Genomic DNA, 12,130 nt, shown 5'->3' on the forward strand with positions numbered 1-12,130 from the left:
ACGGCATCCCGTTCGACCCCGAAAAGCCCACCGTCACCTCGGGCATCCGGCTGGGCAGCCCCGCCGCCACCACCCGCGGCTTCGCCGAGGCCGAATTCCGCCAGATCGCCGACTGGATCGTGCAGGTCACCGACGGGCTCGTCGCCGATGGCCCCGACGGCAACGCCGCACTGGAGGCCCGCGTCCGCGACGAGGTGCTCGCCCTGTGCAAGCGCTTTCCCATCTATCAGGGGATGTGACGGCTTCTTCTGGTCTGAAATATCCTCGCCGAAGGCGAAATCGCTCAGGACAGCGGGGGGAGCATGTGCAGAAGATCGCGCGTGACGCCCGCCGCCTCCGGTGCGATCGGCGCAGGGCGGGGGCCTGGGGGCGCGCCGCGGGGGCGCCAGCCGGAGCCCAGCAGGATAAATTCGTAATTCGCGTGGTTGAACGGCACGAAACGGTTGGAAAAATCGACGAATGCGGGCGGGCGGTGGTCCCATAACGCCAGCAGATCGCGCAGCCGGTCGGTCAGGCGTGCGGGGTCGCCCGCATCGCGCCAGAACGGGGTGTCGCGCCGACCGGCCACGGCGTAGTGGACGGCGATGAAGTCCAGCAGCTCGTCGTGCATCTCGGTCATCAGCGCGTTGTAGCGTCGGGCAAGCGCGGGCGCCGCGCAGGCGCGCGCGTCGGGCGGAAACATGTGCAGCAACGCGCGCGCGCCATGATCGGCCATGAAAATCCCTGTGGATTCCAGCGGCTCCAGAAATCCCGCCGCCAGCCCGATGGCCACCGTGTTGCCTTGCCAGGGGCTGCGCCTGCGCCCCACGCGAAAGCGCAGATGCCCGGCCTCCAGCCCGTTGGCGCGGGGGCCTTCATCCGCGCGCAGGCAGGCTTCGGCCCGATCCCGGTCGCAATGCGTCGAGGAATAGACATAGCCGCGCCCGCGCCGGTCCGTCAGCCCGATGTTCCAGGCCCATCCGGCCGAAAGCGCGCGCGCGCGGGTGAAGGGGGCGGGGCGATAGGCTGCGCGGCCTTCGCCGCCCTCGGGTATGCGCAGGGTCACGGCGCGGTCGCAGATCAGATGGTGCGACTGGTCGATCCAGTCGGCGGGCGCCGCGGCGGCGATGCCCTCCCGCGGGCGCGGGACGGGGTGTTCGGCCAGCAGGGCGCGAAAGCCGGTGCAATCGACGAAGAGATCCGCCGCGCATTCCGTGCCATCGCGCAGCCGTACCGCGGCGACGGTGCCATCCGCGCGCCGGTTCACGCCCACGACATGGCCCGACAGGCGCCCGACGCCCTGCGTCCGGCAATGTTCGGCCAGCATCTCGGCCAGCGCTTCGGCGTCGAGGTGATAGGCATAGGGCACGGGGGCCGCGTAATCGCGCTGTCCGGGCGCGCGCGGCGCGCGATTGCCTGCGATCAGGGCGGGCTGGCTGCTGACCAGTTCCGCAAAAGCGGGGGTGCCGTCGCCCGCCAGCCAGCGCGCGGCGGCGGTATGGGCCTCGGCGGTCAGGTGACGCTGAAACGGGTGGTAATACCTGCTGCCGGGCCCCGACCAGTCGTCGAAGCGGATGGCGTGCTTGAAGCTGGCCTTGCAGCGGCGCATCACCGCGGCTTCCGACAGGCCGAACCGGGCGAACATGTCGCGGATGGTGGGGATCGTGGCCTCGCCCACGCCGATGCGCGGTGTCTCGGGCGATTCCAGCACCCGGATCGCCACCCGCCGCGCGCCCGCATCCGCGCCGTTCAGCGCGAAATGCAGGGTTGCGGCGGCGATCCACCCGGCTGAGCCGCCGCCGACGATCAGGACCCGCAGCGCGGCGGCGTCGTCCCGGGCATTGTGCGGGAACGGCATCCGGGCCGACCCGGCGGGGTTTGTCAGGCCTCTTCCGTCGCGGGCTCGGCGGCGGCGTCACGGGCGGGGGCCGCGCCGTTCGTCTTGGATGCAGCGCCTGCGCCCGCGCCCGCGCCCGCGATGCGGCGCGCCATCGGCGTCAGGTTGTTGAGCGATTGCATATGCACATAGCACAGCTCCAGCTCATCCGTCTTGGCCATTTCGGCCAGGGTTTCCGCCGGCAGCGCCTTCAGCTTTTCGCGGTCGATGGTGTAGAAACCGGCCAGCGAGGATTGCCCGTCGGGCAGGTTGAACTGCGCGGTCCCCGCTTGCAGCAGGTCCAGATCCTTGAGCCGCTTGCAAAACAGCTGGGTACGATCGAAGAGCGTCTGATATTCGCGGGTGAAGTTCAGCATGGTTTCCAGATACTGGGTGCGCTTGCCGTCGCTGTCGAACAGACGCTCGCCCTTGCCGTCCTTGTTGAAGCCGTCGAATTCCTCATCGAGGCACAGGGTGAACGTGCCGCCATCGTCGGACCGCGCGAAGACGAAGGGATAGCGGCGCAGGAAGGCCGGGATATAGCCGCCGGTCCAGGCGCCATCGGCGTCGACATGGCTGTTTTCGTTGTCGCGCATGCCCAGGATCACCGAGGGGAAGACGTTTTCCTCATCCCCGGCGAAGACGATGGTGTATTCCGAGGCGGCCGCGATGAATTCCGCCGCCAGCAGCGGCACCGAATTCACCCCCCGGGCGAAGCCGTAATCGTCGCCGCTGCGCAGCGACCAGTCGCGGTGCCGCTCGGACGAGACGGGCACGGCGCGCTCATAAATCATCAATTGCTTTGTCATTCCAATCCCCTTTGGTCGTCAATATGCGGTGTCGCTGCGCGCAGTATTCACTGCTCCGCATCTACAGTGAAGCGTAAGGTGCAGTTTGGCAAAAGGTTTATCCCCGGTCCGCGGAAACGCTGCGTTCCGGCAACGCGTGCAGAAGCGTCGCCTCCTGCCCGAAACGCGCGATATAGGCGGAGTTGAGCCCCAGGCATTCGGTCGAGGCGCAGGCGCTCTTGTGCGGGCATTGGTAAAATCCGTTGCGGTCGAATTCATCCCAGAAGGCCGGATCGATCACCAGCGTGGGCTGCGCGTTCACCAGCGCGTCGCCCAGATCGCCCAGCAGGCATTCGGGGAAATTCTTGACCTCGACGAAGCGCCCGCGCGCGCGCGCGGCGAGGATCGCCTCACGCAGATGGGGCAGGATGGCGGCATGCGGCGCGCATAGCGCCTTGACGTCGGTTTCGGACATCGGCCAGTAATTCCAGAATTCCATCTGTACCAGCCGGTCGAGATGACCCAGGGCCGCGACCATGGCGGGCAGTTCCCGGTAGCTGAGTTCGGTGACCACGGTATTGGTCAGGATGCGCACGTCGGGCTGTGCGTCCAGCAGGCGCAGCCCCGCCATCATCTTGTCCCACGCGCCGGGCACGGCAGTGATGCGGTCATGGCTTTCGCGTGTGGCGCCGGCGACCGAGACGAAGAACTCGTTCACCCCCGCGTCCAGCAGCCGCTGCGTATAATCCGGTTTCGCCAGATGCACGCCGTGGGTCTGGATACGCACGCGCGCGAAGCCCGCGTCGCGGGCGCGGCGGGCCAGATCCGGCAGATCGCGGCGCAGCGTGATCTCGGAGCCTGTCAGCACCAGCCCCTGCCAGCGGCGATTTTGCCGCTGTTCGTCCAGGATCTGGTCGAACATCGCATCGGGCGCGGGTTGCAGCCGGTCCATCGTCCCCTCGATCATGCAATGGACGCACTTCAGGTTGCAGCGGAATTCCATCGTGACGGACACGTAATCCTCATGGTCGCGCAGCGACAGCCGGCCGCGCGCCTGCTGCTCTGCGGGCGAGGAGGTCACGCCGAGCCGCACCCCCGGCGCGTCGATGGCGCCGCGCGCGCGCAGCACCGGGTCGAGCGAGGCGTCGGCGGCGCGCTCGGGCGTGCGATCCGCAGGGCCCTTGTCGTCAGAGCAGGCCATAGAAACTTCCCTTTAGATAGCGCAGCCCGCCGTCGGGATCGGGCAGGTAATCATAGCCCACATCGAACAACAGATGGGAAAAACGTGCCGCATTGTCGGTCAGGAAATCGCGCATCCCGCGCGGCATCGCCAGCCGCTGCTGGAATTCCGTCAGCTCCCGCACGCCGATGCGCGAAAAATACAGCCCGTCATTGTGGCGCTTGTTGGCGACGACGATGGTTTGCGCGGCGGCCATTTCGGGCCAGAGCACATCGTCCAGATCCAGCCGGTGCTGCGGGACATGCGCGTTCGATGCGATCTTGTCGCGGATGTCCTGCGCGTGGCGCGCGGCATCGAAGAAGAAGTAGAAATTGCGCAGCTCCAGCCCCTCGCGGCTGAGACCGTAGCAGATCCCCGAGGTCAGCGCGCTGTCGGGGCTGCCGATATAGAGATCGATCTGCTCGATCGGCCGTCCGGCCAGATGGTCGGCGCTCACCTCGACCGAGAACATGAAATAGGGGCGGTCGTCGGCGGGCGGCAGATCGACGCTGACAATGCCGCGGGTGGCCTCGGTGAAATCGCGGATCGAAAAGCCGCGGTCCAAGCGTGCGTAATCGTAGAAATAGAATTCCCAGCTGAGCGCGCCGTCGCGGCATTTGACACCCCAGACCGTACCGAACGGCCCGACCCGCGCGCGCAACGCATCGCAAAGCGCGAGCATTCGCCAGGACAGGCCCGCATGGGCGAAGGAGTGGTAGAGCAGCGCCGAGGATTGCCAGGATCCCGCGTCGGGCAGGCGCGGCGGGTCGTAGGGCCAAAGGCAGTAATCGAGCGGCGGATCGCCGCGTCTTGCCCGGTGCAGGTGATCCTCCAGCCGCCAGCCGTCCATCGCGCCGCCGGTCATGTCAGCGCCCCGTCCACATGATGCACGCCGTGGTACAGCGTGGCGAAGGGGCGCCCGTCGCGCGTGGTGCCCGCGGCGAGATGGCCCAGCCTGTCGCCCGCGTGCCGCGCGACATAGCGCTGCACGGCCTCGGACGTGCCGAGAAATTCGATCAGCGTGGCGGCGTGCTCGCCCACCGTGGCCTCCAGATCGGAAAGGTTCACATCGAGCGACCGGCGCGGCGAGCCGGGCTCCTCCACCTCCAGCAGGTGCAACAGGTCAGGGCGCGTGCAGCGGGCCAGCAGCGCGCGCAGGCTGTCGCGGCGCGCGCCCTCCGGCAGGACGGCGTCGAGCAGCGCGTCCTGCTGCGCGCCCGGCAAGTGATCGCGCTGCCAGTAGTTCGATTGCACATAGCGCCCGTCGGGCGTCCATTTGAGGGCCAGGAACACCAGGTCGGGCGCAGGCTGCGCGTGCGGCGCAAATTCGAGATAACATTTCAGCACGGCGCCCCCGTCTTCGGGTTCAAAACCGAAATGCACGGCGCAGGAGGCGGACTGATGGGGCGCCAGCAGATCGAAGCCCGCTTCGGGGGCGCGCAGCTGACGGCAGAGCGAGGAGAGAACCTGCGACGGACCGGGGCCGAGCGCGTGCCGCGGAAAGCCCAGCAGCATGCGCCCCGCGCGCAGGTCGCCGTCGACCACCTTGGCCGAATATTCGCGCAGGATGGGCCGGTCGATGTTGCACAGCGCGGCATAAAGCCCCGCCAGCCCCGCGGCGGTGGTCGCGTCGGGCGCGGGCGCCGCCGAAGATCGCGGCGGGACCGTCATTCCATCTGCCCCGAGAACGCCAGCAGGTTGCCGAGGTTGCGGTCGGTTTCCAGCAGGTCGTGGCGCATGCGCGCGTGGATACGCTCTATCTGGCGCTGGCGCATGCGGATGAAGCCGCCCGAGACCAGCGGGCCCAGAACCATGCCCGCCTGCGCCAGTCGGCGGTGCAGCGCGGCGCCCTTGCTGCGCATCAGCTCATCCTCCAGCGACAGAAAGGCCTCGACCCGTCCGGGGTCGCCCTGCCGCCCGCAACGCCCCTCAAGCTGGCGGTCGACGCGGCGGCTGTCGTGGCGTTCGGACAGGATGACATGCAGCCCGCCCGCCTGCGCCACATCGCGCGGCAGCTTGATGTCGGTGCCGCGCCCGGCCATGTTGGTGGCGACGGTGACCTGGCCGCGCGCGCCCGCGCGTTCGACGATCGCGGCCTCGTCCGCGTCCTGCGCGGCGCTGAGAACCTGATGGGCGACGCCCAGATCGTGCAGCCTGGCGCTGGCTTTTTCCGAGGCGGCGACCGACCGCGTGCCCAGCAGCACCGGCAGCCCCTGCGCCGACAGCGCGGCCACGCGCGCGGCGATGGCGCGCCATTTGCGGTCTTCGGTCAGGAACACGCGGTCGCGGGCAAAGCGGCGGATATCAGGCCGGTTGGTCGGGATATGCGCCACGGCCAGGCCATAGACGGTCCACAGCTCCCAGGCGGCATCGCGCGCGGTGCCGGTCATCCCCGACAGCCGCGCATAGCGGCGGAACACGCGCTGATAGGTGATCTTGGTCATCGTGTCGCGCGGCTCTGTCAGCTCCAGCCCCTCTTTCAGCTCGACCAGCTGGTGCAGCCCTTCGGACCAGCTTCGGTCCTCCATCACGCGGCCGGTGTTCTCATCGACGATCTGCACCTTGCCGTCGCGCACGATGTAGGCTTCTCCGGCGTGGAAGAGATGGATCGCGGAAAGCGCCTGCACCACCATATGTTCGCGGATGAGCGCCACGCGAAAGGCGCCGGCGGCCTCTTCGGCGATGTCCTCCAGCGCGTCCTTGCCAGGGTCCAGCAGCTCGACCCGGCGTTCGTTGTGGATGATCTTGTAGTCGGTGCCCTCGCGCAGCAGCTGCGCAGCCTCCATCGCGTCGTGCAGCAGATCGGTTTCATGCGCGGCGCCGGTCGCAACCCCGCCCGAGATGATAAGATGGGTGCGGGCCTCGTCGATCAGCACGCTGTCGGCCTCGTCCATGATGGCGAAATGCAGCCCGCGCAGACGCAGCGGCGCCTCGGCCTTCGTTTCGGCAAGCCGCGAGATCTTGCGCCGCAGGTTGCCGGGGCGCAGGCGCAGCTCCATCCGGTCGCGCAGATAGTCGAAGGCGATTTCCTTGTTGCAGCCGTGCACGATGTCGCAGCCATAGATCGCGCGGCGGTCCTCGACCTGCTGGCCCGCCTGGATCACCCCGACGCTGAGGCCCAGGAAATCATAGAGCGGGCGCATCAGCTCGGCGTCGCGTTCGGCCAGATAATCGTTGACCGTGATCACATGCACCGGCATCCCGCCAAGCGCCGCCGTCGCCGCCGCCAGCGTGGCGCAGAGGGTCTTGCCCTCGCCGGTGCGCATCTCCGCGATCTGGCCGCGCATCATGGACCAGGCCCCCAGCATCTGCACGTCGTAGTGCCGCATCCCCAGGGTGCGGTCGGCGACCTCTCGGATCAGGGCGAAGGCGGGGGCGATTTCATCTGCGCGCAACCTGTCGCGCGCCAGCGCCCGGCGCAGGGTGACGCGCAGGGTCTGCGCCTCGGCTTGCAGATCCTCGTGGCTGGCGCGGGACATGCGGCGCGCATGGCGGGCGACGTGGCGCAGGATCGGGCGCAGCTTTCTCGCGCGCAGCCGGGTGCCGCGCGCCATGTAGAGCCCGCTGGCCCGCTGGCCCCAGCGATCCAGCTTGCCCTCCTGCGCGTCGGGGCGCTCGGCATAGTCGAACAGGCGCGGCAGGCGCATCCGCGCGGCAGAGGGGCCAGAGGAGGCTGCGGGGCCAGAGGAGGCAGTATCAAAACTAGACATTGAACTGGTTGAGAAACAGCTGGCGCAGGCTCCGGTAGAAGCGCACGCCCAGCGGTTCGGCGCGGTGGTCGAAACGCACCAGCGCGCGTTCGCCGACCAGCGCGGGCGGCACGTCGCCACGGGTGGCCACATCGAACAGAAACAGGCTTTGCAGGGTGCGCCTTTGCTGCGGGTCGGAGGGATCGACCGCAAACTGCCCGCCCGCCGTGGTGCCGAGCGCGGGCGAGGGCAGGATCGGCTGGCCTTCGGGCGAAAAGGCGACGATGCGCCCCGGCAGCACCGTGTCGAGCCTGCGTTGCAGGCGGATCTGCACATCCTCGACGCTGTCGCGCACCAGCTCGGCGGTGGCCTGCGGCACGGCGACGCGCAGCCGCAGATCGCCGTGCGGCATGGCGTAGCCCATGATGGTGCCCTTGCGCACCAGCATCCCGATCAGGTCTTGCGCCTGCGGGATCAGGACGCGCTCGTCCTTTTGCGCGGTCAGGGTCAGCGCTGCGCGGCGTTCATCGAACAGCGCGAGCCGCCCCTGCAGGTGGCGGATCTGTTCGCGCAGAACGTTGGCCTGCACCCGGTCGGTGCCGATGACGCTGTCCAGGCGCAGCTGCATCTCCGCCAGGCGCGCGGCGGCCAGTCGACGTTCGGACCGCAGGTTCGGATCGTCCAGCACGACGATGCTGTCGCCTGCCGCCACATCGGCGGATTCGGCCTGCACCTGACGCACGAAACCATCGGTCTGCGCGCGCAGGATCGCGTCTTCCTGCATCAGCACGAACCCGTCGGCCACCGTCGCATGGGGCACCGGCACAAGGAACACGAACCCCAGCACCAGCGCTGTGACCCCCGCCGTCAGCGACACCGCCCGGAGCCTGCGCCCGCGCAACGAGCCCGAGCTGAGCACGTATTTCAGCCCTTTGAAAATCGGAAAGACAAAGACGTTCGACAACGCCCAGATCGCCAGCAGAATGCCGATGAAGAAGAACTTCGTCGCGATGAACAGCGAAATCGCGACCGAGATCGAGATGCGGTAGAAAAAGGCGAGGATCGAATAGCCGAGAAACCAGCGCCGCTCGCCACGCGCGGTCACCGGGCTTTCGGCGTCTTTCACGCCCAGCAGGTGACGCTGGACGACATACCAGAAATACTTGTTCGCGCGCTGGCCCAGGTTCGGGATCTCGACCAGATCGGCCATCACGAAATAGCCGTCGAAGCGCAGCAGCGGATTGCCGTTGAACAAAAGCGTCGAGACGCCGCCGATCAGCATGATGTTGAAGGCAAAGGCCCGCGCCAGCCCCGGCTCGGCCTCCAGCCAGAAGATCATCGCCAGCGCCGCCAGCGCCAGTTCCACCATGATCCCCGCGCCGCCCACCACCGCGCGGCGCCATTTGTTGGCAAAGGCGGCGGAGGCGGAGGCATCGACGTAAGGAACAGGGATCAGCACCAGGAACATCACGCCGATCTCATGCACCTCGCCGCCCCAGACCTTGGTGGCATAGGCATGGCCCATCTCGTGGATCGCCTTGACCAGCGGAAAGGCCAGCGCGATCAACGCGACGTTCTGTGCCGACAGGATCTGCCCCGTCACATCCTGCGTCAGCGCCGACCAGTTCATCGCGGCAAGCGTCACCCCCGACAGCACCAGCGCTGCCCACAGCAGGAAGCCCCAGACCGTGAACAGCGGGCGCACCAGCCAGACGGTCGCGTCGAGAAAGCGATCGGGGTCGAACAGCGGCAGGCGCAGCGCCAGCGGATTGCGCAGCCGCGACAGCATGGTCTTCTTTTCCTGCTCATGGTGCCTGCGGCCCATCTCGGCGATGTCGGGGGGCACGTCGCCCGCGATCAGATCGGCGCTATGCAGCTGCGACAGCAGGCGGATGACCTCGGATTGGGTGGGGGGGTCGTCCTCGAAGCGCTCGCAGGCCATTTCCCACAGCTTCTGCAAGGTGCGTCGCCCGTTCATCAGGGAAATGATGTAGTTCCCGGCGGGGCTGATGCGGTGGTAGCGGCCGGAATGCAGATCCTGCACGATATGCCAGACCTCGCCGCGAAAGCGCTGGCGGTGCACCTCGACATGACCGCGCAGCCGCGGGCGCAGCGGCGCGGCGCGGTACCAATCGGCTGAAAGGAACGATCCTGCGCTCATCGTCCGCGCCCTATTCCAGTCCCAGCCAGCGCCAGGCCCAGATGCGCGCCCAGTTGACCAGCGGTCGGGTCCAGACGGCGATCAGCCGCTTTTCGTCGACATCCACCTTGGCCACGCCGTCCATGCCCGGCTGCAATCCGGGCGCCGGGGTGTCGAGCGTGGCCTCCACCCGGAAACTGGTGGCGCCGTTGCCGTATTCCGCCACCGGGGTGATCTTTCGCACCGTGATGGGAAAGGCCGCATCGGGCAGCGCCGTGACCAGCAGGCTGCCCGGCTGGCCCGGGCGGATGTCGCTGACGCGCCGCTCGTCGACCTTGAGCGCCACACGGTATTCGCCCGCGGGCGCGACCGACAGCAGCGCGTCGCCGCGCGCCACCGACGAGCCGATGGATTGCGACAGATCGCCCGAGGTGACAAGCCCGTCGAAGGGCGCGGTCAGACGGGTGCGGTCGAGCTGTTTGTCGACCAGCGCGATCTGCGCCTCGGTCTGCTCGATCTGGTTGCGGCGGATGTTGGCCTCGGCCCGGTCTCGGGCGGCCAGCGCGCTGTCGTATTCGATGCGCTGGCGTTGCAGCTGGGTGACCAGCCGCAGCCGTTCCAGCACCAGATCGCGGTCGTCCAGCCGCACCAGCAGCGCGCCCTGCGCCACCTCGTCGCCCGCGCGCGCCAGGCTTTCGGCGATGAACCCGTCGAAGGGGGCGGCGATGGTGCGCTGCACGGCGCCTTCGACCACCGCGTCGGCGGCCACCCTGTCCATGCCCCGCGCGAACCAGAAGAATACGCCCAGCAGCAGCACCGCCAGCACGAACGCCTTGCGTCCCAGCTTGCCGGGCCCGACGAGCCGGGTGAAATGCGCGCCCGCGACCTCTGCCGTCTTGGTGATCAGCCAGCGGTCGTTGCTGCGCTTTTCCTCCAGCACGGGCGCCAGCACGCTGGTCACGGCCTCGAAGATCTCGGCCTCGTTCTGGGTGAAGGGGCGGCTTGCCGGGCGCTCGAACACGATCGCACCGATGAAGCGGTCGACGGCATAGAGCGGCACGCTCAGCAGATTGCCGATGCCATGGGCCTGCGCCAGTTTTTCGTGCCGGTGCGTGGCCATCGGCGGATCGACCCCGTCGTCGGGATAGATCACCACGCCGCGCTGGTCGATGGCCTCGTCCATCGCGGCGCCCAGCAGGCGCACCAGGTTCATCCGCTTGCCGAACTGCGCCGAGTGCGAGATCGCGGCGACGCGGCAATGGCCGAAACGGCGGAACCCGATGGAGACGCGGTCACAGTCGAAGCGGGTCGCCAGATCGGTGGCGGCGGCGCGTGCGGCGGTGGCGATGTCCTGCTGCTCGGCCACGCCGACGACGGTGTTCAGCGCGTGCACCGCCTGGGCGTAGCGTTCGGCTCTGACGGCGGCGTCCTCCCGGCGCAGCGCGTCGCGCATCCAGGCCGCGCCCCATTGCAGGCGGCGCATGGTCTGGCGCAGATCGGCCTGGTCACGCGGCAGAACCTCGATGCCCACCGCCCCCACGGCGGTACCGTCCAGCGACAGCGGCGTCGTGATGAACACCAGCCCCCCCTTGGTGGCCATCGCGTCCTTTTCGATCGCCCCGCGCACGACGCCGCGATCCTGCGACACCGCGTTTTCCGCCGCCAGCAACAGCCCGTCGGAGGGGATGCGCGCATCGGGAAAATTGGCGATGGTGCGCAGCCGCCCGGTCTCGGCATCGCGCAGAAAGACGCAGCATACCTCGGGCGTATCGAGCATCCCGAACATCAGGGGCGCCCAGGATTGCGCGGCCTCCTGCGTGGCCTTCGCGTCAGAGAGCCGCCGCCACAGACCCTGTTCCAGCATCGTGACCTGCGCGGCCGCATCGCCGGCCCCGGCGTCGGATGCGCCTTCCGACGCCGTTCCGGTCAGCGACGCGACGTCGCGCGGCTGCTCCCTTTCACTCACTGGTCGTCGACCTTCAGAACGCCGTGGCGCGATTCATATTCGCGCAGCACCCCGGTGAGAATGCGTTGCATCCGCTTGGCGGCATAGGGGGTCATGATCACGCGGTTGGTCAGATCCACCCGCACCGGGCCATCTTTGCCCGCGTCCCAGGTGCGGTTGGTGCCGTAGAAGAATTCGACCTGTTCGCGCGTGCCCTGGATGTTGACGACATTGGCGAAGGTGGTCTGCATCGCCTCGTCATTCCATTCGACGGTGGAATTGCGGTTGTCGGACCCGGAGGCCGCGGATTTCTCGCGCGCGTCGGGGGTATCACTGGCGTCGGGCATGGGGTGCGTCCTTTTCGGCGGCAAATCTTGTCATCGGGCGCCCGCGGCGCGATCGTCATCGGGGCACCGCGGCTTTCACCGCAGATTATCCCCGATGGGGCGGCGGGCAAAAGCTTTTCCGCCCTTGCCCGCGGGAATTTCCCTTGC

Annotated in this window: 9 protein-coding genes and 1 pseudogene; 1 reads left to right on the forward strand and 9 read right to left on the reverse strand. The window is 68.2% G+C overall.

Annotated elements, in window-relative coordinates:
- Positions 1–239: pseudogene (glyA, locus tag ACU0BR_RS12950) on the forward strand (serine hydroxymethyltransferase); the annotation flags it as partial.
- A gap of 44 nt (positions 240–283) precedes the next feature.
- Here glyA and ACU0BR_RS12955 read toward each other — a convergent pair.
- The 9 genes from ACU0BR_RS12955 to ACU0BR_RS12995 all read right to left on the reverse strand — a co-directional run bounded on the left by ACU0BR_RS12955 (position 284) and on the right by ACU0BR_RS12995 (position 11,983).
- Entirely contained in the window at positions 284–1,837 is a 1,554-nt protein-coding gene (locus tag ACU0BR_RS12955) for a tryptophan halogenase family protein (protein ID WP_446157249.1), read from the reverse strand.
- A 23-nt stretch (positions 1,838–1,860) separates the two neighbouring features.
- Complete coding sequence (locus ACU0BR_RS12960; RefSeq protein ID WP_446157250.1) at positions 1,861–2,664, reverse strand: SapC family protein; 804 nt, start codon at positions 2,662–2,664, stop codon at positions 1,861–1,863.
- Positions 2,665–2,761: 97 nt separating this feature from the next.
- Positions 2,762–3,844: a radical SAM protein gene (locus ACU0BR_RS12965; protein WP_446157251.1), complete on the reverse strand. Its 1,083-nt coding sequence runs from the start codon at positions 3,842–3,844 to the stop codon at positions 2,762–2,764.
- Positions 3,831–4,727, reverse strand: coding sequence for a hypothetical protein (locus ACU0BR_RS12970; protein WP_446157252.1), 897 nt, complete (start codon positions 4,725–4,727; stop codon positions 3,831–3,833). Before ACU0BR_RS12970 ends, ACU0BR_RS12965 begins: the two co-directional genes overlap by 14 nt.
- A complete protein-coding gene (locus ACU0BR_RS12975; RefSeq protein WP_446157253.1) occupies positions 4,724–5,533 on the reverse strand; it encodes a hypothetical protein in 810 nt (269 codons plus the stop codon). The genes ACU0BR_RS12970 and ACU0BR_RS12975 overlap by 4 nt, the downstream gene beginning before the upstream one ends.
- Positions 5,530–7,572: a preprotein translocase subunit SecA gene (locus tag ACU0BR_RS12980; protein WP_446157254.1), complete on the reverse strand. Its 2,043-nt coding sequence runs from the start codon at positions 7,570–7,572 to the stop codon at positions 5,530–5,532. The genes ACU0BR_RS12975 and ACU0BR_RS12980 overlap by 4 nt, the downstream gene beginning before the upstream one ends.
- Positions 7,565–9,712, reverse strand: coding sequence for a PqqD family peptide modification chaperone (locus ACU0BR_RS12985; protein ID WP_446157255.1), 2,148 nt, complete (start codon positions 9,710–9,712; stop codon positions 7,565–7,567). Before ACU0BR_RS12985 ends, ACU0BR_RS12980 begins: the two co-directional genes overlap by 8 nt.
- Positions 9,713–9,722: 10 nt before the next feature.
- Positions 9,723–11,657, reverse strand: a complete 1,935-nt coding sequence (locus ACU0BR_RS12990; RefSeq protein WP_446157256.1) for an efflux RND transporter periplasmic adaptor subunit — start codon at positions 11,655–11,657, stop codon at positions 9,723–9,725.
- Positions 11,654–11,983, reverse strand: a complete 330-nt coding sequence (locus ACU0BR_RS12995) for a DUF3467 domain-containing protein (RefSeq protein WP_446157257.1) — start codon at positions 11,981–11,983, stop codon at positions 11,654–11,656. Before ACU0BR_RS12995 ends, ACU0BR_RS12990 begins: the two co-directional genes overlap by 4 nt.
- Positions 11,984–12,130 lie beyond the last annotated feature (147 nt).

The sequence above is a fragment of the Brevirhabdus sp. genome, from assembly GCF_052826345.1.

Bases quoted from the DNA above. Each gene is read 5' to 3' on its own strand.
- ACU0BR_RS12980 (WP_446157254.1), bottom strand. From the start codon at position 7,572: ATGTCTAGTTTTGATACTGCCTCCTCTGGCCCCGCAGCCTCCTCTGGC.
- ACU0BR_RS12970 (WP_446157252.1), bottom strand. From the start codon at position 4,727: ATGACCGGCGGCGCGATGGACGGCTGGCGGCTGGAGGATCACCTGCAC.
- ACU0BR_RS12960 (WP_446157250.1), bottom strand. From the start codon at position 2,664: ATGACAAAGCAATTGATGATTTATGAGCGCGCCGTGCCCGTCTCGTCC.
- ACU0BR_RS12975 (WP_446157253.1), bottom strand. From the start codon at position 5,533: ATGACGGTCCCGCCGCGATCTTCGGCGGCGCCCGCGCCCGACGCGACC.
- ACU0BR_RS12955 (WP_446157249.1), bottom strand. From the start codon at position 1,837: ATGCCGTTCCCGCACAATGCCCGGGACGACGCCGCCGCGCTGCGGGTC.
- ACU0BR_RS12995 (WP_446157257.1), bottom strand. From the start codon at position 11,983: ATGCCCGACGCCAGTGATACCCCCGACGCGCGCGAGAAATCCGCGGCC.
- ACU0BR_RS12965 (WP_446157251.1), bottom strand. From the start codon at position 3,844: ATGGCCTGCTCTGACGACAAGGGCCCTGCGGATCGCACGCCCGAGCGC.
- ACU0BR_RS12985 (WP_446157255.1), bottom strand. From the start codon at position 9,712: ATGAGCGCAGGATCGTTCCTTTCAGCCGATTGGTACCGCGCCGCGCCG.